Below are 19,450 nucleotides of genomic sequence, written 5' to 3'. Positions count from 1 at the left end.
TTTTATTTCCTTGTTTAATTCAAGTTTTATATATTTCATTCCTCATCATTTCATACTTCATTTTTGCAAGCTCTAAATCTTCATAATTATCAATATCTTGTGCTTCAAGCTCACTCACAATAATGCACTTAGAATCTTCAAAAATATTTTCTTTATTTTGCCAAGTTTTTGCTTTAGCTAAATAAAATGCCCCCACATCATGATAAATAGCTTCCAAATCTTGCGATCTTTTAGAAAAATGCTCTTTAAAAAGCATTTTATTGCTTCCATTTTCTATCTTAAAGGCTCTAAAAGGCGAGTAAGAATAAGCAACCGCCGGGAAAACATAACTTTCTTCTTTTCTTTCTTTGTAAGCAATTTGCAAATGCTCCTCTCTTAAAAGCGGTGCTGTTGCATACAAACAGCACACCCATACATCTTCACCTAGTCCTAATTCTTCTATGCAATCAAGAATTACCTCCCTTGTGCCTACATAGTCCCCACTTAGCTCTTCTTTTCTTTTAAGTATCTTCACACCCTTAAAACTCTTTGCAAATTCTAAAATCTCTTCATCATCACTAGAGACATAAACCTCTTCAAAAATCCCACAATTTAGGGCATTTTCTAAGCTATAAGAAATTAAAGGCTTCCCTAAAAAATCCACTAAATTTTTACGCTTTATCCTCTTGCTTCCACCACGCGCTGGGATAATACAAATCGCTTTTTCTTTTATTTTATCCCTTCTTTGCACTTTATCCCTTCTTTACTTTTTAGCTACATTTTCTTTTAAGATTCTAATCACTTTTTGTTGCTCTTCTTCTTTAAGTGTTGGAAATAAAGGCAAAGTTAGTGTTTTTTTATAATAACTTTCTGCATTTTTAAAATCCCCTTTTTTAAAGCCAAATCTTGCATAAAAAGGTTGTAAATGGATAGGGATATAATGCACTTGCACTCCCACACCCTCTTTGTGAAAAATATCAAAAAGCTCTCTTCTTTTAATCCCACTTTTTTTGGTAAGCAAGATAGGATAAAGATGATAAGCATTGTAATTATAAGCTTCCACAAAAGGTAAAATAAGCTCTAAATCCGCTAAGGCTTCATGATAGATTCTAGCAAGCTCATTGCGTCTTTTTACATAACTTTTTAGCCTATTTAGTTGGCTTAAACCCAAACTTGCATGCAATTCGCTTAAGCGATAATTAAACCCAATAATTTGCTCTTCATAATACCATCCCTCATTGTTAGCACTTTTTTTATTCAAATCCTCTTTGATTTTTGTGATTCCATGGCTTCTTAGCATTTGCATTTTTTTGGCATATTTTTCTTCCTTGCAAGTTGCCATTCCCCCTTCTGCACTTGTGATAATCTTCACAGGGTGGAATGAAAAAATACTAATATCACTAAATTTGCAACAACCAATAGGATAAGTGCGATATTTCCCTCCTAATGCATGGGAAGCATCTTCAATGATTTTAAAGCCATATTTTAAACTAAGCTTAAAAAGTGCTTCCATATCACAGCTTTGCCCTGCAAAATGCACTGCCACAAGCACTTTAGGAAGCTTGCTTTTTTTAGTGTTTTTGAGCTTTTTTTCTAAAAGTTTCACATCTAAATTGTAAGTTTTAGGATTAATATCCACAAAATCCACCTTTGCACCACAATAAATCCCACAATTACTAGAAGCTACAAAACTAATAGGAGTAGTCCACAAAAAATCCCCCTCCCTTAGCCCAAGTGCCAAGCAAGCACAATGCAATGCTGAAGTAGCACTATTAAACCCCACTGCATATTCTGCACCCACTTCTTTTGCAATAGCTTCTTCAAACTCCACCACTTTAGGCCCTTGTGTGATAAAGGGCGAATGCAACGCTTCTAAAACTGCCTTTTCATCTTCTTTTGTAATTTCTTGTTTGCCATAAGGTATCATTTGATTAACTCCAAAAACTCTTCTTTGCTAAGCCACTCTTTGTTGCTCCCTGAATTATACTCAAAGCCTCTTTCTACGAGCTTTCCGACTTCCCCTAAAGCATTTTTGCTAAAATCGGTTAAAAAGTTAAATTGTATCGTAGGAGCGATTACAAAATGATCGCTAAATTCATAAGTAATATGCGAATCATCGCTAGGACACATCACTTCATGGATTTTCTCTCCAGGTCGTATTCCTACTAATTTATGCGATAAATTAGGTGCAAGCGCGAGTGCTAAATCAGTAATTTTCATAGAAGGGATCTTTGGCACAAATGTTTCCCCACCCACCATTCTTTGAAAGTTTTTTAGCACAAAATCCACCCCTTGTTGTAAGGTAATCATAAATCTTGTCATTTCTTCATCGGTAATTGGAAGCTCTTTTGCACCCTCTTTGATAAGCTTTAAGAAAAATGGCACAACAGAACCTCTTGAACCTATCACATTTCCATATCTTACTACTGAAAATCTTGTCTTTCTGCTTCCTGTCATATTGTTTGCCGCTACAAAGAGTTTATCACTTGCTAGTTTTGTCGCTCCATAAAGATTAATAGGATTTGCTGCTTTATCCGTTGAGAGTGCTATAACCTTACAAACCCCATTGGCTAAAGCCGCACTAATTACATTTTGCGCTCCATAAATATTTGTCTTAATACACTCTGTTGGATTATATTCTGCTGCTGGGACTTGCTTTAGTGCTGCTGCATGGATAATATAATCAATCCCATTGCACGCTTCTTTGAGCCTTGATTCATCTCTCACATCTCCTAAAAAATACCGCATACAAGATGCATTATAAGTTTGTGCCATTTCATATTGCTTTAACTCATCGCGTGAAAAAATCACAATCCTTTTAGGCTTATAACGCTCTAGCAAAGTTTTTGTATAGCATTTACCAAAGCTTCCTGTGCCACCTGTGATTAAAATACTTTTATCATTAAACATCTTTACTCCTCGCTATTTTGTTTAATCCGCATACTATTACCCACCACCAAAAGAGAGCTAAGCGACATAGAAAGTGCCGCTACAAGTGGTATCACATATCCTGCCATTGCAAGAGGAATTGTAAGCAAATTATACACCAAAGAAATCCATAAATTTTGCTTTATAAAACCATAAGTTCTCTTCCCAAGCCTAATTGCCTCTTTCACCCCTTCTACTCTATCGTCTAAAACCACGACATTAGACACGCTAATAGCAACATCTATCCCCCCTCCCATAGCAATGGATACATCACTTTTACTAAGTGCTAACGCATCATTAATGCCATCTCCTGCCATAATCACCTTTTTACCCTCTTTATGTAATTTATCAATAAATTCTGCCTTGCTTATAGGCGAACAATTAGCATGATATTCACTAATCCCTAGCTCCTTTGCTATTTTTTTACAAACTCCATAATTATCCCCACTTAAAAGCACCAAAGAAATCCCCATTTGTTTAATGGAATCTAGGGCAATTTTTGCGTCCTCTTTTAATTCATCTTCTAGCATAAAAACCGCTAGAAGCTCATTATTTTTCGCATAACAAAAAATGCTTCTCTCTTTAAATTTTTCTTTAATTTCTTTAGGAATCTTAATGCCATTTTCTAATAAATGTGCTTCATTCCCTCCATAGTAAAAATCTTCTCCAAGCTTAGCACTCATTCCCCTAGCACTTACTTGCTCTAGCTTTGAAAATTCTAGTTTTTCTTGTGAAACTTCTTTAAAGCTTTGCTCCAAATATCCTAAAACTGCCAAAGCAATAGGGTGGCTACTTTTAGATAAAATCTGTTTTAAAATGCCAAAATCTTCTGTTTTAGAGATTTTATCTACAACCTTTAACTTTCCTTTTGTAAGCGTGCCTGTCTTATCCAAAACCAAAACATTTGCTTGTGCAATACTCTCAATCAATCTAGCCTCTTTAAAAAGAATCTTTTTCTTAAAAGCTTCATTTAATCCCACAAGCGAAGCAATAGGAGTAGCAAGAGCCAATGCACAAGGGCAAGCGATGATAATCACAGAAATCATCACCATAAGACTTTTTTCAAACCCTGCATAAGCACCCAAAAACCAAATAAAAAAAGTAAGAATTGCTAAAGACAAAATCACCAAAGAAAAATAACGCGAAATTTTATTTGCCATCTCTTCAATCTTTGGACGCGCATTGAGCGACTCTTCTACTAAATGGATAAGAGTGCTCATAAGAGAATCTTTAAAACTCTTAGTTACTTCATATAAAAAAGGCCTATCAAGCACCAAAGATCCTGAAAGAATGGGATTAGAATATCTTTTAAAAACAGGTAAAGATTCTCCACTTAATGCACTCTCATCACAAACTGCCTCACTAGATTTTAAAACCCCATCTAATGCCACTCTTTCCCCCACTTTAACCTCTACTAAGTCCCCTATTTTAACCGCCTCTAATGCCTTTTCTATTCTTTTTTCTCCCTCGCATACAACCACGCTTAAAGGCATTGTAGCATTTAGCATATCAAGCGAATCTACTGCACTTTTTTTGCCTCTAATTTCTAAAAATTTCCCCACAAGCACAAAAGTGATAATCATAGCAACTGATTCAAAATAAGTTTCCCCACCATAAAAACTCGCATAAATAGAATACAAATACCCTAAAGTAGCCCCACTAATGACTAATAAATCCATATTGGGAATTTTAAATTTTAAAGCAGTATATGCCCCCCTCCAAAAAATAGAGCCACTAAAAAATAAAACAGGGGTAGAAAGCACAAAACCTGCAAAATTTAAAATATTTTTCATATCTTGCGAAATTCCACTAAAATATCCTGCATATTGTGCGACTGCAATCCACATAATATTCATCACACAAAAAATTCCAACGCTCATTTTAATATAATAATCACGCTTTTCTTTTTTAACATATTGCTCTTGGAGTTTAGAATCATAAATATGTGCATCATAGCCTAGCATTCTAATAATTGCGATGATTTGTGAAAGCTTGATTTTATTTTTATCAAAAAGAATGGTAGCTTTATGATTTGTGTAATTAATAAGCGCCTTTTTAATGCCAACCTGCTTGGATAAAATCTTCTCATTTAGCCATACACACGCAACACAATGAATCTTCTCTAAAATCAAAGCCACTTCACAAAAGCCATCTTTTTCTTGGATATATTTTTCTAAAAATGCTTCACTATCAAAATATTCCAAACTTTCATTGAGATGATTTTCCACAGGAGAGAGTGTGCCTTTTCCTAATTTTGCATAAAAATCCTCTAACCCCTCATCCAAAAGCAACTTATAAACACCCTCGCAACCCTTGCAACAAAAATACCTATCCTCCCCCTTAATTTGTGTTTTTATAAGAGAACTTGTATCAAATTCTAAATGGCAATGATCGCATTTTTTTAACATTTAACAAACTTGTCTTTAATTTTCAAATTTTTTTAAAAATTTTTTTAAGTTCCTTGCTGCTTGTCTTATACGATTTTCATTTTCAATAAGAGCAATTCTTACATATTTATCCCCCTCATTTCCAAAACCAATCCCCGGACTTACTGCGATTTTAGCCTCTTCTAAAAGCTGTTTTGAAAACTCCATACTTCCTAAATGTTCTGCACATTTTGGGAGAGTTGCCCAAATAAACATACTTGCCTTTGGCTTTTTCATCTCCCAACCTGCTGCCCCAAAACTTTCAATTAAAACTTCCATTCTTTTTTCATATTTTTGTGCGATTTCTTTTACACAATCTTGCTCTCCATTAAGTGCGATTGTAGAGGCAATTTGAATAGGAGTATAAATCCCATAATCTAACCAACTTTTAATCTTTTGTAATGCCCCTACTAGCCTTTCATTCCCTACAATGCAACCCACTCTCCAACCAGCCATATTGTAGCTTTTTGAAAGTGTATAGCTCTCTACTGCCACATCTAGCGCACCCTCTACTTCAAAAATTGAAGGAGCAACATAGCCATCAAAGCTTAAATCCGCATAAGCAATATCATTAATAATATAAAAACGCTCTTTTTTAGCTAAAGCCACAAGTCTTTCATAAAACTCCTTATAAACTACTACAGTTGTGGGATTATGAGGAAAATTAGTTACGACAAATTTTGGCTTAGGCATTGTATTTTTTAAAGCTTGTTGTAAAGATTCAAAATAATTCTCCACATCAAGCTCATAATTTTCATTCCATTTTAACCCAAAAGTAGCGACATTTGCACCCGCTAAAATAAAAGCATAATAATGGATAGGATAAGCAGGTTCTGCTACAATAGCGGTATCTCCAGGATTTGTAATGGCTTGAACTAAATGCACATAGCCTTCTTTAGAACCCATAGCAACGCACACTTGTGTGTCTGGATTTAAATTTACTCCATATTTTCTTTTATAAGTATCACTAATTGCAAGGCGTAATTTATAAATCCCTTTACTAGCAGAATAGCCGTGATTTTTAGGCTTAGTAGCCGCTTCACAAAGCTTATCTATAATATGCTTAGGCGTTGCTCCATCAGGATTCCCCATACTAAAATCAATAACATCTTCACCCTCTTGCCTCATTTTAAGCTTAATCTCATTAATCGCTGCAAAAACATATTTGGGTAATCTTTTAATTCTTTCAAATTCAATCTCACTAAACATCTCCACTCCTTATTGCATTATCACATTGATTCCATTTTTAATATTAATGGGCAAAAAAGTATCGCTCACTTTAACAAATTTTGCTTCTTTAGGCAAAGTAATCTCTAATCTTTGCACACTCTCTTTAGTATCTTTAACTTCTAAAATATTCATAGATTGATCAAAAAATACAATCTTGGGAAACCATTTTACCCCATTTGCACTCTCTAAAACAAGCTTATTACCCCCATCGCACATATACCAATATTCTCCCCCCAAATTTGCCATAAATTTTATTTCATTTAAAGGAAGTTGCACTGCTTTTGGATAGTTAAATTCTAAATTTTTAAAAGAATATTTCCACTCTTGCAGATTTATTTTTTCAATCAAAGTTGCCTCATAGCCAAACTCTTGCAACTTTTCTTGCAAGATTACAGGATCTATTGCATATTCTGTGTTCATAGATAGAGTAAATTGATAGCCCTTTTCATCAATTTGACTTTGTTTCACTAAATAATAATAATACCCCATTGCACGCAAAACCTCATAAAGTGCATTCATAAAAATAAGGGGATTTTCCTTAACCTCAAATTTTACTAGAAGTTCTTTTGGAGCACCAAAGGTAAGATTTAAAAGCCCATTAGTCTTTAGATTTTGCGAAATTTTATAAAGATTTGGATTCCCCTTGCCATCTAAAAAATTATCCTCTTTAGCAAAAATCCTCTGAATAAAACGCTCATTCCTTTGAAATTCATGAGGTCCTAAGATTGAAATAATGCTATAAGTAACCGAATTTGCAAAAATAATACCGCTAAAGCACAAGCATAAAAAAATTTTTTTTACCACCCAGCTCCTCCGCTTAATCGCATATATTCTGTATAATTTATAGGGGCAACTTTTCCTTCCTTATCCACATAAAAACGCATTTTTGTCGCTTGATTATAATTTTGCAAATTCTCTCCTTCCCCCATTTCTAGCATTCCATGCCCTGTGATAAACACTTGCTCCCTTTTTGTATCAATTTCAATGGATTTATCAGTCGTTAAAGATACCTTTTGATGATTGTCTAAATAAAAAATCCCTATCCACATATTCCCTTTAGGTCTAATCTCAAAAGCAGTAGGAGCTTGTATGATTTGTGATTCTTTAGCTTGTTCTAATGGAGAATTTATAGGGGTTGAAGAAGACAAATCTTCTGCAACTTGAGGAAGTGCCGTTTGATTATTCTCTTTTAAAGGCAAAGTTTGTTCTTCGCTTTGTGTTGTAATATTTTCTTCTTTTGTTTGCGCAGTGGTGTTAATTTCTGTAGCATTTTCCTCTTTAGTTAAAGAAGTAGAAAAATTATTATACACATAAAAACCAATCCCACACAAAATCAAAATCACAGCAATAATAATCATTCCCCCTTTATCTTTGCGATTTTCTGTTACTTCATGTGTGATTTTTAGCTGGATAGAACCTTCTAAATCCTCTTTCTCCTCTAGTCCATTTTCCTTTAAAAACCCCTCATATTCACTAACCCACTCACTTAAATCCAAGCTATATTCACGCTCTAAAATATGCACCAAACCTATTGTGCTTGTTTTATCCTTTAGGGAAGAAAAATCTTTTTTTAAAATATCCTCTACTCTATTGATAGCAATATGCGTATTTTGTGCTATTTCCTTTGCACCTATTTCTTTTAATTTATCCAATGCTTCCATTTATCATCCTATCCATTAAAATTGCACCCGCAACACCAACATTTAGCGAGTTAAATCCATTTTTCATCGGTATATTTAAACAAACATCCATTTTAGCTAAAGTTTTCTTTGATAATCCTCTATCCTCACTCCCTAAAAATAAAGCCTTTTTAAATCCTATATCTTTTTCTCCTCCTTTTTGTTCTAAACTCGTCCCAAGAAGACTAAAGCCAGATTCTTTTAGCTCATGTGCCACATCAAGCGTATTTTGCACCACGCAAAAGGGCATACCAAACATTGCCCCCGCACTTGTCCTAATCACCCCTTCAAGCTTTAAATCTTTTAGCTCACAAACCACAATCCCATCCACACCAAGCGCATAAGCACTCCTAAAAAGTGAGCCGATATTTCCCACATCACTTACCCCACTAAGCACCAAAAGAAAATTAGCCCTTTTTAGTTCTTTAAAAGGTGTTTGCAAAGGCGGAGTAATCTTTGCTAAATAGCCTTGATGATTACCGCCATGGGCAAGTGCTTGTGCTTTTTTGTTGTCTAATTTTAAGATAGGCTTGCCAAGCTTTTTTAAAAGATTAAAATTGCTTTTTTCAATCTCCTTTGCAAGATAGATCTCCTCACATAAACTAGGATATTCTTTAGCGACATACATCACAATTTGCTTACCATAAATAATCATCACTCTAACCTAAATCTATTTTTCACAAAGCTCTTTATAGATCTCTTGTGTGGCCCTATTTTGAAGCTTGCTTAAAAGTTTTGCTTTAATTTTTGGGGGAATATCTAAGCTATATATTTCCTCTTCGCTCAAGCTTTTTTTATGCTCTTCTTTAGCTTCTGCTTTAACCACACAAACCCATTCACCTTTAATATTTGTCTTACTTAAATTCTCAAAAACTTCTGTAATTTTACCAAAAAAGGTAGTTTGATATTTTTTTGTAAGCTCTTTTGCTAAAAAAACTTGCAAATGCTTGTCAATTTTACACAATAACTCTAAAGTTTCTAACAATCTATAAGGAGATTCATAGAAAACAAAAGGAATTTCATTTTTTAGATTTTTTCTAAAAAATTCCATTTTCTCTTGCATTTTATGAGGAGGAAAGCCTAAAAATACAAATTCTTTTTCTACAATTCCACTAAAAGCCACTCCTAAAGTTAATGCACTAATCCCACCATAAACATCATAAGGGATATTATGCCCTTGTAAAAAAAGAATTAGTTTAGCTCCCGGATCGCTAATACAAGGCATACCCGCATCACTTAAATACGCAATTTCTTGATTAAAAAATTCCAAAGAAACATTATTTAAAAATTGTTCTTCATTATGAGAATGCAAAGCATGATAGATGTATTCTTTTTTTGTAAGAAGCCCACGATCCTGCAAGAGTGTGATGAGTTTTTTAGTGATTCTTGTGTCCTCACAGAGTAAAACTTCGCATTCTTTTAAGCGTTGCAATACTCGCAAGGTAATGTCTTCTAAATTACCTATGGGAGTAGGAAGGAAAGTAACCATAGGTTATTTAAGGTTGTATTTTTTGTTAAACCTTTCTACTCTTCCTGCTGTATCTACTACTTTGTCTGATCCTGTATAAAAAGGATGACAATAAGAAGAAATATCGATTCTTAGCTCGCTTTTTGTGCTCATAACCTCAATCTCTTTACCACTTGTAACGCAAGTTACTTTACAAGGTACATATTCTGGATGAATTCCTTTTTTCATTTTTTATTCCTTGATCTTCTTGTTTTTAGAAGCAATTTTAAAATTAAAGCGGTAATTATACCAATAAAATAATAAATCAATAATAAAAGTTTGTGTAAAATACAATTTATTTTAAAAAAATTTGGAGAATATTATGCTAATCACCCCCAAAACTCTAAGCGGTTTTAAAGATAGACTTCCAAAAGAAGCTTATGCAAAAACAAAAATGCTAAGAAGCATTACAAATACTTTTGAAAAATTTGGATTTGCACCCATTGAAACTCCCCATTTAGAATACGCAGAAATCCTAAAAAAACAAGGCAGTGATGAAATACAAAAAGAACTCTATCATTTCATAGATCATGGCAATAGAGAAGTTGCACTAAGATTTGATTTAACCCTCCCACTAGCAAGATTTATCTCTCAATATAAAAATGAGTTAGGCTTGCCTTTTAAACGCTATTGTGTTGGCAATGTGTTTAGAGGAGAACGCGCACAAAAAGGAAGATATAGAGAATTTACACAATGTGATTTTGACTTTATCGGCACCACAAGCATAGGAAGCGATGTAGAGATTGTAGAGGTTATCTATCAAACCTTAAAAGATTTAGGATTAAAAGATTTTACAATCCACATCAATAATAGAAAAATTTTCAATGGACTTTGTGAATATCTAGGCATAAAAGATTCTACTATTGAGGTCTTAAGAATCATTGATAAAATAGATAAAATAGGTGAAATTGCCATAAGAGAAGAATTAAAAAATATTTCTTTAAAAGCAGATAAGATTGATTTTTTATTATCCTTTATACAAAAAAAGCAAGAAAGTAGTGCTCTTTCTTTTTTAGAATCCTTACAAGAGTATAAAAGCCATAATGCTACCTTAAAAGAAGGCCTAGAAGAGCTAGAAGAACTTTGCAAAATCCTAAAAAATCTACTACCCCAAAACTCCTATAAAATCAATCTCTCTATTGCACGCGGACTAGGCTACTACACAGGTATCATTTATGAAACCACGCTTAATGATCTCCCTTCTTTAGGTTCTGTATGTTCTGGAGGAAGATATGACAATCTAACACAAAATTTCTCCAAAGAAGCAATGAGTGGCGTAGGTGCAAGTATCGGACTTGATAGACTTTTAGCAGGACTTTTGGAACTCAATTTAATCTCTATGCAAGAAAATGTGGCAAATGCTTTACTTATCCCACTTTCTTCTTTGCAAACTAGCTATGAATGCGCTAAAAACTTAAGAAAGCTTGGTGTGAATATTGAAGTTTATCCTGAAGTTACAAAACCTAAAAAATCTTTTCAATACGCAAACAAGAAAGGTTATAAATGGGTGATTATTCTAGGAGAAGATGAGATACAAAATAACACATACTCTCTTAAAGATATGGAAAGCGGGGAGCAATATACTAATCTCTCTTTAAATGAAGTTAAAGAAAAGATTATGCTTTAATTTCTAGATTCTCCAAAGGCAAAATTCACTCTATAAACGGGGGATTGTTTATGCAAGTTACATTTTATTTTAATCCCCCCCTAAAAACTTCAAAAACTACCCAAACAATGCAAAACTTTAAAATGATTTTATCTATAATTTTACTAATTTTTTAAGGTTTCTTATGCGTTTTACAAAATTTGCTTTTAAAGCCTCACTTTATATTATTGGCATTAGCATAGCACTAAGCGTTATGATTATCTTAGGGCACAAAGCCTATATCGCTATTTTTGCAGAATCTTACCCTGTGTTTGAAAATCCTTGTGGCAAAGATTGGGGCAGAGATGACTATGCTTTACGAATTTTAAATAAAAGCTATGTGCTAGATGAAGAAGTATGGAATAAAAATCTATATTTTGCAAATGAGTTTAAAGAAGATTCTAAACTACCAAAGCCCTATGATGCAATTTGTGCAAAATCCAAAAAAGTCTGGCAAAACCAAAAGCTTGAAATTATAGAAAATGGGATTTTAATCGCAAGTGGCATCGTGCAAGATTGCAAGATTATATGGAAAAAGCAATGATAAGCAAAGAAAAAACAATCAAATATTTTAAAACCTTGCTAGATGTATTGCGTGGAATTATAGTATTTATCAGTATGGTAGGGATTGGTGCAATTTTTTGGCTTTTTATTGTCCTTAGCTTAACTACAGAGCCAAATAACTCTGATAGACATATGGCACTGCATTTTGGGAGTTATGATACAGAGCATAGACGCACAGGCACTTGGGAGATAAAATCTAGCTATCTACTAGCTAATAATGGTAATGAAGGCTCTTCGCATATAGCAGGAGATTATGAAAAAGGCTTACGCATTGGGGTTTGGTGCATTAAAGATAACCATGAGATATATGAGGTGCAAGTCTATAACGAAGGGATTTTGCAAGAGAGTTTAAGGCTTAATTATTGGAACAATGCAATAAGCTATGAACACTATAAAGAGGGCAAAATGCAAGAGAGTTTTTATTATTGCTATATAAATCGGGACAACAATCAAGACTGCCCCGCTAAAACTACACTACTTAATCTTGCTAAGCATTATAATACCTTAATCAACCAATGCACAAAAATAAAAATGCAAAAAGCCAAACTGCCCTAGATTTTATTTGCTTTTATAAAAAAATTAGTGTAAAGTGCCGCTACAAGCAGTGAAACATTGCATGATAGTCCATAGGCTTACATTGCAATTTTTAAGTTTTTATGTAAAGTTTTTAAATTTTTATGTAAAGCCAAAATTGCATTTATTTTTAGTTTCTAGCAAGGGGATTTGCACTTCGCTTTGCTTGTATGCCACACAGCGCAAGCACTGCTCGCGATAACAAAAGGAAGTGGGTTTGTAATGACAAGTGCAACAATGAAACTTTATACAAAAAGCAATTTTGTTCGTGGCAGCAGGATTCCCTTAGTTTGCAAGCAAACTTTTGAGAGGCCACTCTCAAAATGCTTTTTATATAAAGTGTGGATTTGTTGTTTAAAAGAATAAAAGGAATGATTTAAATTTTTTGGTAAATCTTTTTGGATTTACAACTTTGCTTTGCTCCTCGCAATGACAGAGGGAGGGAATACTCTTTATTGCAAAAGAATTCTCGTGGCGATTTCCAAAGGATTAACTGCTTAAGCAGTGAATGGGACAAAACTGCTTGCAGTTTTAGGGTTCCCACTTCCCGCCTAAGAGAATTACTTTTGAATAAAGAGTTTAAGAAATTAAATAAAAGTTTATTTGTAAGATTTAGATTTGTATGTGTATAGGGATAAAGAGTAAAGGAAGGGGTTAATAAAGAGCTAGAATGCCCCCCCCCCCCGCACTAAGAGTGGAGTAGTGAATAGATTAGTTAAAGTCTGCATAGATTCCCTAAAATAATAAATTTAAATACTTTATTGTAAGTTTTAAGTATTTTTAACTTAAAAAAATAATGTGAATTCTACATATTAAAAATTTAAATTTGAATAAAATATAAAATACAGCTTTTAAGAATAAAAATTTATCCTAAAAGTTTTATTATCTTTAAAATTAACGAGCATTTAGAAGAAATTTGCTATACTTGCAAAAATCTTAACACTATAAGGAAAAAATTTGGCTTTTTTGAGAAAAACTTTTGAATCTTTAATGTGGAATGCAAGGCTATTTATCATCTTGGCAGTCATTTTATCGCTCATTGGAGCTATTTTGCTTTTCATTGTCGCAAGTGTGGATATTATCAAAGCTGGCAAGCAAACCTATCTTTACTACACGCACGCACTAGAAGCAGGAGCTGATATTCACAATATCCTTTTAAATACAATTATTATGGCGATTGATTTGTATTTAATTGCGGTAGTGCTTTTGATTTTTGCCTTTGGACTTTATGAACTTTTTATCTGCAAGATTCAAATCAAAGATGAAAATTCTTCTAAAGTGCTAGAAATCCATACATTAGACCAGCTCAAAGACAAACTCGCCAAAGTAATCGTGATGGCACTCATAGTAGCATTTTTCTCTAAAGTGCTAAATATGGGTATGAAAAGCACTCAAGATATGCTGTTTTTTGCTATTTCTATCTTAGCATTATCTGTGGGATTATATTTTTTACACAAAGATCAAAAACATTAAAAGGACAAAAATGATTTTTATTGATGCATGTTTTGGTAAATCCACCCCTTATACTCCTGTTTGGTTTATGCGACAAGCAGGACGCTACCTAAGTGAATATAAAGAAGTAAGGCAAAAAGCGGGTGATTTTCTCTCGCTTTGTAAAAACCCGACTTTAGCAAGCGAAGTAACTTTGCAACCTGTGGGTATTTTAAATGTAGATGCAGCAATTTTGTTTAGCGATATTTTGGTTATCCCTATGGAGATGGGATTAGAGCTTGGATTTTTTAAAGGCGAGGGACCAAAATTTGCAAATCCTATCACAACATCTGAAGATATTGCAAAGCTTAGTGATGATTCATATTTAAGGCTAAATTATGTCTATGATACGATTTCCCTTACAAGAGAGAAACTAGCTAAAGATAAGGCTTTAATCGGATTTTGCGGTGCTCCTTGGACACTTGCTACTTATATGATAGAAGGAGAAGGAAGTAAAACTTATGCAAAATCTAAAAAACTTCTTTATTCTCATCCAAAACTTCTCCACACTCTTTTAGAAAAAATCACGCATAATCTTTGCTACTATCTAAAAGAGCAAATCAAAGCAGGTGTGAATGCGGTAATGGTGTTTGATTCATGGGCTAGTGCATTAGAAGAGGAGGCTTATTTAGAATTTGGCTGGGAATACAATAAAAAAATTGCTGATTTTATCAAAACACAATTCCCACATATCCCCACAATCCTCTTCCCCAAAGGCATTAGTGGCTATTTAGATAAAATAGATGGAAACTTTGATGTATTTGGAGTGGATTGGAGCACGCCTTTAAAAATAGCTAAAGAAACTTTAGGCAAAAATTATGTCTTACAGGGCAATTTAGAACCTTGTAGGCTCTATGATGAAAAATCTATGCTAAGCGGAGCTAAAGAGATTTTGGATCTTATGGGAGGCAAAAGGCATATTTTTAACTTAGGGCATGGAATGCTACCTGATTTACCACGAGAAAATGCAATAAAACTTGTAGATTTTATCCACAATTACAAGTAATACAAATATACCTAACTTCCTTTAATGGAAGGGGTTTATAACTTATAATTTTAGCTTTTTAAAAAATTAAGAATTTTACTCTCTTTAAAGAAATAGATTTTTCATAAAGCAAAGTTCCTCATTCTAATATTTTGTGTAAAAATTAAACATAATCCCCATTACCTTCACAAAAAGTAACTTAAAACTTTTATTCTATAACTTCATTAAAAAAACTCTCATTTTTGCATTGTATAATTTTTAAACATTATAATTTATTTTGTTAAGTTTTATAAACAAATTTAACCTTAAGGAAAAGTAATGAAAAAACTTCTTAGCATTCTACTATGGGCTGCTATCTGCTTAGTGGGTGCATATTGCTTTGGCGTATTGGCACTCCATCAAGGAGAAAGTATTTCAGCTATTTGGATTATTGTAGCGGCTGTGTGCTTTTATGTAATTGGATATCGTTTTTATGCAAAATACATTGCAACAAAAGTTTTAGAACTAGATGATAATCGTGCTACTCCTGCAATCGTGCAAAATGATGGACGCGATTTTGTCCCCACAAACAAAGCCATACTTTTTGGGCATCACTTTGCAGCAATCGCGGGTGCTGGACCACTTGTTGGACCGATTTTAGCAGCACAAATGGGATATTTGCCTAGTATGATTTGGATTGTTGTTGGGGTTGTGCTAGCGGGTGCTGTGCATGATTTTACCGTGCTATTTATCTCTATGCGACGCAATGGAAAATCTATTGGAGAGATTATCAAGCTAGAGCTTGGTAAAGGTGTAGGTAGCATTACAATGATTGGGATTTTAGGCATTATGATGCTTATTATTGCTATTTTAGCCCTTGTTGTTGTGAATGCACTTGCCGAATCTCCTTGGGGATTATTTACGATTGCTATGACAATTCCTATTGCTATTTATATGGGAATCCATATGAGATTTTTACGCCCTGGTAAGATTGGGGAGGCTAGTATCATAGGTTTTGTTTTACTTCTTTTAGCACTTTTTTATGGGCGTGATGTAGCAGCTAGCCCTACTTTAGCAGCTTATTTTACTCTAAGTCCCATTACTTTAACTTATATTATGATAGGTTATGGATTTATCGCTGCGATTTTGCCTGTATGGTTCTTGCTCGCTCCTAGAGATTATCTAAGCACATTCTTAAAAATTGGGGTAATCATCATCATGGCTTTTGGTATTTTAGTGGCTGCTCCTGAAGTAAGATTTGAAAGTATGACAAAGTTTATTGATGGAAGCGGTCCTGTCTTTAGCGGACAACTTTTCCCATTTTTATTTATTACCATTGCCTGTGGTGCGATTAGTGGTTTCCATGCCTTAATCTCTAGTGGAACCACCCCTAAAATGCTAGAAAAAGAATCCCATGCTAAAATGGTTGGTTATGGCTCTATGATTATGGAATCTGCTGTGGCTATTATGGCTTTAATTGCAGCGGTTATTCTAACTCCTGGACTTTATTTTTCTATCAATGTGGCTCCCGCAACACTAGGAACTGCAGGAATTAAAGATGTAAGCGAAGCTGCTGCAATCGCTGCTCAAACTATTAGTTCATGGGGATTTGTGATTAAGCCTGAAGATATTTTAAACACCGCAAAAGAAATTGGGGAATTAAGCATCTTAAGCAAAACTGGAGGTGCTCCTACTTTTGCTATTGGGCTTGCTACCATTATTTCTCAAGTGCCTGTATTTAATGCAGGTTCTATGGCATTTTGGTATCATTTTGCCATTTTATTTGAAGCACTCTTTATCCTAACGGCTGTGGATGCTGGGACAAGAGCAGGTAGATTTATGGTGCAAGATGTGCTAGGCAATGTGCATAAACCTTTTGGAAATATCCACTCTATGTTTTATGGGATTTTAGCCACAATCATCTGTGTAGCTGGATGGGGATATATCCTTTATCAAGGGGTTACAGATCCACAAGGTGGTATTAAATCCCTTTGGACACTCTTTGGCGTTTCTAACCAAATGTTAGCAGGTATGGCTCTTTTAGTAGTGATTGCAATTTTATTTAAAATGGGTAAAGCAAAGCTTTCATGGGTAGTTATCTTACCTGCTATTTGGGTGCTTGTTAGCACACTTTATGCTGGAGTTGAAAAGCTACTTCCTGCAAATGGAGAAAAGATTCACGATGCAGTAAGCCATGTAGCCCTCTACCAAAACAATAAAGCAAAAGCACAAGATTTACTCATACAAATAGAGCAAACTAAGGACGCTAATGAAATTAAAGCACTTACTACAAAAATGCAAACTTTCCAAACTTTAGCAAATAACAATCTCTTAAATGCTATTCTTTGTGCGTTTTTTATGTTTATTACGATATTAGTTTTAATACAAACTATTAGAATTTGCCTTAAAACGCTTAATGGGACAAATACCATTCCTTTAGCAGAAACCCCTTATCTTAAAGCAAGTGATTATGCAGATAAATTCTAAATTGCTACTATTTTTTATAAAAATCTATCAAAAATCAGATAGATTTTTTCACTTGCTCGTTGGAATGCCAAGCTATGATAAATATTTAGAACATATGCAAAAGCACCACCCTGATAAAATCCCAAAATCGCAAAGGGAATTCTTTAAAGAAGCCATGGATAAAAAATATGGTGCAGGAAGAAATAAATGTTGATAAGGCACAAGCTATAAGTTTATAGAATACAATTAAAAGCCTTAGAAATACTCCACTCCTATTTTAAAATCTTTTGTCTAAATTTTTTAAGCTAAACTTGTTAGAGTATTATTGCAAGAAGAAAAGCAATGAAGCAATCTTTTAGATTGCCACACTTCGTGCTTACGCACTCGTTCGCAATGACACAGTGGAGAAATCCCTAAGCGTTCATAATGACACCCTTTTTTGTAATTGCAAGTTCCCTCTTTTTGTCATTGCGAGGAGCGAAGCGACGAAGCAATCCAGAAAAGAGTAAGTAAGTGCAAATCTAAAAGAGCAACCTTCAAAAAGGCTAACTCTTTAGACTGCCACGAGCTTTCAGCTCTCGCAGTGACAATTGGACTATTCAATATTATTACTAAACCACCTTGCCACTATGATAAGCAAACAATAAAATTGCTTAATTATTTAAAAATCAAGCTAAACATTACTATTAAAATACCAATGGGGGCAATCACTCTAATCGTCCAATACCAACCCACAAACCAAAAAGATGTCAAATGCCCCTCAAACATCGCATAAACTTTCTCTTTTGGTAAAATCCACCCCATATAAATACACATAAACACCCCAGCAAGTGGCAACATAAATGTGCTAGTAAGATAAGCAAACCAACCAAAAAGACTTTTACCAAAAAAGCTAAGATCTGCACTAAATACATCAAGTCCGCTAAAAAGCACGATTAATCCCAAAATATAGGCAATGGCTATCCCGATAAAATTTGCCTTTTTTCTACTCATATTATGGCGTTCAATCAAGTAGGCATTAAAAGGTTCAAGCATAGAAACTGCTGAAGTAATCCCTGCAAATATAAGAGCCACAAAGAATAAAAACGCAATAATTTGTCCGCTTACTCCCATTTTAGCAAAAATAAGTGGTAAAGAGATAAAAACTAACCCCACTTCTTGGCTTGGCTCACTTCCATATCCAAAGATAAAAGTAAAAATCACAAGTCCTGCCACTAAACAAAATAAGAAATTCATCACAGCCACATAAATAGCGTATTTTACAAAATTCCCATGTTTTGGCAAGGAGTTAGAATAAGTCAAAATCACCCCTACCCCTAAAGAGAGTGCAAAAAATGCTTGTCCCACTGCTTCTGCAATCACTTGAGGGGTTAATTTACTTGAATTAAAAGCAAATAAATAGTTAAAAGACTGCCAAAAAGCATCTTGCATCATAGCATAAACAAGCAATCCCAAAAAAATAAATAATAAAAGAGGCATTAAAATTAAATTTAGTTTTTCAATCCCTGCCTTTACACCTTTATTAAGCACATAAGCACAAAGTGCCACTATTACAAAATGCCACAATATTTGCCATGTAGCTTCTTTGGAAGCAAAATTTCCCCAAACGCTTTGTGCTTCTTCTAAAGTAGTTGGCATACCTATCACACTTAAAAACAAATAATGCACAAGCCAACCCAAAACCACAGCATAAAAAGAAAAAATCAAAATCCCTGAAATAAACATAAAACCGCCATATTTTAGGAATTTTGCTCCTTTGGGCGCTAACACTTCAAAAGTGCTTACGGCATTTTGCCCTGTGTGCCTACCAAAAAGCATTTCTGCTATAAATACACTTACTCCAAAAAGCACAAAAGCGACAATAAACACAAGCACAAATGCAGCACCTCCATATTGCCCCACTAAATAAGGAAATTTCCAAATTCCACCAAGCCCTATTGCACTTCCAGCAGTAGCTAAGACAAATCCAACATTTGAAAATCTTTTCATATCTCTCCT

General features: G+C 34.1%; 18 protein-coding genes. 7 read left to right on the top strand and 11 right to left on the bottom strand.

Annotated features, from left to right (window positions below):
- Positions 1 to 19: 19 nt before the first annotated feature.
- From pseF to rpmE, 10 genes are read right to left on the bottom strand one after another with little or no spacing between them, the layout of a single operon-like run.
- Complete coding sequence (gene pseF, locus EBF09_RS01500) at positions 20 to 730, bottom strand: pseudaminic acid cytidylyltransferase (protein WP_232817620.1); 711 nt, start codon at positions 728 to 730, stop codon at positions 20 to 22.
- A 12-nt stretch (positions 731 to 742) separates the two neighbouring features.
- Positions 743 to 1,906, bottom strand: a complete 1,164-nt coding sequence (gene pseC / locus EBF09_RS01495) for a UDP-4-amino-4,6-dideoxy-N-acetyl-beta-L-altrosamine transaminase (RefSeq protein ID WP_121763386.1) — start codon at positions 1,904 to 1,906, stop codon at positions 743 to 745.
- Positions 1,903 to 2,889: a UDP-N-acetylglucosamine 4,6-dehydratase (inverting) gene (gene pseB / locus EBF09_RS01490; protein WP_121763385.1), complete on the bottom strand. Its 987-nt coding sequence runs from the start codon at positions 2,887 to 2,889 to the stop codon at positions 1,903 to 1,905. The genes pseC and pseB overlap by 4 nt, the downstream gene beginning before the upstream one ends.
- Before the next feature lie 2 nt (positions 2,890 to 2,891).
- Positions 2,892 to 5,315 (bottom strand): heavy metal translocating P-type ATPase, encoded by a 2,424-nt coding sequence (locus tag EBF09_RS01485; RefSeq protein WP_121763384.1) that lies wholly within the window; start codon positions 5,313 to 5,315, stop codon positions 2,892 to 2,894.
- 15 nt (positions 5,316 to 5,330) lie between these two features.
- Positions 5,331 to 6,542 (bottom strand): LL-diaminopimelate aminotransferase, encoded by a 1,212-nt coding sequence (locus EBF09_RS01480; protein ID WP_121763383.1) that lies wholly within the window; start codon positions 6,540 to 6,542, stop codon positions 5,331 to 5,333.
- Positions 6,543 to 6,551: 9 nt separating this feature from the next.
- A complete protein-coding gene (locus tag EBF09_RS01475) occupies positions 6,552 to 7,367 on the bottom strand; it encodes a hypothetical protein (RefSeq protein WP_232817619.1) in 816 nt (271 codons plus the stop codon).
- A complete protein-coding gene (locus tag EBF09_RS01470; RefSeq protein ID WP_121763382.1) occupies positions 7,361 to 8,224 on the bottom strand; it encodes a hypothetical protein in 864 nt (287 codons plus the stop codon). The genes EBF09_RS01475 and EBF09_RS01470 overlap by 7 nt, the downstream gene beginning before the upstream one ends.
- Positions 8,208 to 8,897 (bottom strand): 23S rRNA (guanosine(2251)-2'-O)-methyltransferase RlmB, encoded by a 690-nt coding sequence (rlmB, locus tag EBF09_RS01465; RefSeq protein WP_121763381.1) that lies wholly within the window; start codon positions 8,895 to 8,897, stop codon positions 8,208 to 8,210. Before rlmB ends, EBF09_RS01470 begins: the two co-directional genes overlap by 17 nt.
- Positions 8,898 to 8,912: 15 nt before the next feature.
- Positions 8,913 to 9,731 (bottom strand): 16S rRNA (cytidine(1402)-2'-O)-methyltransferase, encoded by an 819-nt coding sequence (gene rsmI / locus EBF09_RS01460; RefSeq protein WP_121763380.1) that lies wholly within the window; start codon positions 9,729 to 9,731, stop codon positions 8,913 to 8,915.
- A 3-nt stretch (positions 9,732 to 9,734) separates the two neighbouring features.
- Positions 9,735 to 9,938 carry a 50S ribosomal protein L31 gene (gene rpmE / locus EBF09_RS01455; RefSeq protein WP_111229261.1) on the bottom strand — a complete coding sequence of 68 codons (204 nt, stop codon included), beginning with the start codon at positions 9,936 to 9,938 and terminating at the stop codon, positions 9,735 to 9,737.
- A 133-nt stretch (positions 9,939 to 10,071) separates the two neighbouring features.
- Here rpmE and hisS point away from each other — a divergent pair, with 133 nt between their 5' ends.
- The 7 genes from hisS (at position 10,072) to kcuS (ending at position 17,666) form a co-directional block, all read left to right on the top strand.
- Positions 10,072 to 11,376: a histidine--tRNA ligase gene (gene hisS / locus EBF09_RS01450; RefSeq protein WP_121763379.1), complete on the top strand. Its 1,305-nt coding sequence runs from the start codon at positions 10,072 to 10,074 to the stop codon at positions 11,374 to 11,376.
- 163 nt (positions 11,377 to 11,539) lie between these two features.
- Entirely contained in the window at positions 11,540 to 11,938 is a 399-nt protein-coding gene (locus EBF09_RS01445) for a hypothetical protein (protein WP_121763378.1), read from the top strand.
- Positions 11,935 to 12,513 carry a hypothetical protein gene (locus EBF09_RS01440; RefSeq protein WP_121763377.1) on the top strand — a complete coding sequence of 193 codons (579 nt, stop codon included), beginning with the start codon at positions 11,935 to 11,937 and terminating at the stop codon, positions 12,511 to 12,513. The genes EBF09_RS01445 and EBF09_RS01440 overlap by 4 nt, the downstream gene beginning before the upstream one ends.
- Positions 12,514 to 13,521: 1,008 nt before the next feature.
- Entirely contained in the window at positions 13,522 to 14,004 is a 483-nt protein-coding gene (locus EBF09_RS01435; protein ID WP_121763524.1) for a YqhA family protein, read from the top strand.
- Positions 14,005 to 14,014: 10 nt separating this feature from the next.
- Positions 14,015 to 15,028 (top strand): uroporphyrinogen decarboxylase, encoded by a 1,014-nt coding sequence (gene hemE, locus EBF09_RS01430; protein WP_121763376.1) that lies wholly within the window; start codon positions 14,015 to 14,017, stop codon positions 15,026 to 15,028.
- A gap of 297 nt (positions 15,029 to 15,325) precedes the next feature.
- Positions 15,326 to 17,473 carry a carbon starvation CstA family protein gene (locus tag EBF09_RS01425; protein WP_121763375.1) on the top strand — a complete coding sequence of 716 codons (2,148 nt, stop codon included), beginning with the start codon at positions 15,326 to 15,328 and terminating at the stop codon, positions 17,471 to 17,473.
- Positions 17,457 to 17,666 carry a KCU-star family selenoprotein gene (kcuS, locus tag EBF09_RS01420; protein WP_121763374.1) on the top strand — a complete coding sequence of 70 codons (210 nt, stop codon included), beginning with the start codon at positions 17,457 to 17,459 and terminating at the stop codon, positions 17,664 to 17,666. The genes EBF09_RS01425 and kcuS overlap by 17 nt, the downstream gene beginning before the upstream one ends.
- A gap of 443 nt (positions 17,667 to 18,109) precedes the next feature.
- Here kcuS and EBF09_RS01415 read toward each other — a convergent pair whose 3' ends face one another.
- The gene (locus tag EBF09_RS01415; RefSeq protein WP_121763373.1) at positions 18,110 to 19,441 is read right to left on the bottom strand and encodes a sodium-dependent transporter; all 1,332 of its coding nucleotides are present in this window, start codon (positions 19,439 to 19,441) and stop codon (positions 18,110 to 18,112) included.
- Positions 19,442 to 19,450: the final 9 nt, after the last annotated feature.

It is taken from the genome of Helicobacter burdigaliensis, assembly GCF_003670295.1.
Classification (GTDB): Bacteria; Campylobacterota; Campylobacteria; order Campylobacterales; family Helicobacteraceae; genus Helicobacter_D; species Helicobacter_D burdigaliensis.
Note: the sequence above shows the minus strand (reverse complement) of the source record. Positions and strands in the feature narration are given on the sequence as shown.

Bases quoted from the DNA above. Each gene is read 5' to 3' on its own strand.
- pseC (WP_121763386.1), bottom strand. From the start codon at position 1,906: ATGATACCTTATGGCAAACAAGAAATTACAAAAGAAGATGAAAAGGCA.
- pseB (WP_121763385.1), bottom strand. From the start codon at position 2,889: ATGTTTAATGATAAAAGTATTTTAATCACAGGTGGCACAGGAAGCTTT.
- EBF09_RS01485 (WP_121763384.1), bottom strand. From the start codon at position 5,315: ATGTTAAAAAAATGCGATCATTGCCATTTAGAATTTGATACAAGTTCT.
- EBF09_RS01480 (WP_121763383.1), bottom strand. From the start codon at position 6,542: ATGTTTAGTGAGATTGAATTTGAAAGAATTAAAAGATTACCCAAATAT.
- EBF09_RS01470 (WP_121763382.1), bottom strand. From the start codon at position 8,224: ATGGAAGCATTGGATAAATTAAAAGAAATAGGTGCAAAGGAAATAGCA.
- rlmB (WP_121763381.1), bottom strand. From the start codon at position 8,897: ATGATTATTTATGGTAAGCAAATTGTGATGTATGTCGCTAAAGAATAT.
- rsmI (WP_121763380.1), bottom strand. From the start codon at position 9,731: ATGGTTACTTTCCTTCCTACTCCCATAGGTAATTTAGAAGACATTACC.
- rpmE (WP_111229261.1), bottom strand. From the start codon at position 9,938: ATGAAAAAAGGAATTCATCCAGAATATGTACCTTGTAAAGTAACTTGC.
- hisS (WP_121763379.1), top strand. From the start codon at position 10,072: ATGCTAATCACCCCCAAAACTCTAAGCGGTTTTAAAGATAGACTTCCA.
- EBF09_RS01445 (WP_121763378.1), top strand. From the start codon at position 11,540: ATGCGTTTTACAAAATTTGCTTTTAAAGCCTCACTTTATATTATTGGC.
- EBF09_RS01440 (WP_121763377.1), top strand. From the start codon at position 11,935: ATGATAAGCAAAGAAAAAACAATCAAATATTTTAAAACCTTGCTAGAT.
- EBF09_RS01435 (WP_121763524.1), top strand. From the start codon at position 13,522: ATGTGGAATGCAAGGCTATTTATCATCTTGGCAGTCATTTTATCGCTC.
- hemE (WP_121763376.1), top strand. From the start codon at position 14,015: ATGATTTTTATTGATGCATGTTTTGGTAAATCCACCCCTTATACTCCT.
- EBF09_RS01425 (WP_121763375.1), top strand. From the start codon at position 15,326: ATGAAAAAACTTCTTAGCATTCTACTATGGGCTGCTATCTGCTTAGTG.
- kcuS (WP_121763374.1), top strand. From the start codon at position 17,457: ATGCAGATAAATTCTAAATTGCTACTATTTTTTATAAAAATCTATCAA.
- EBF09_RS01415 (WP_121763373.1), bottom strand. From the start codon at position 19,441: ATGAAAAGATTTTCAAATGTTGGATTTGTCTTAGCTACTGCTGGAAGT.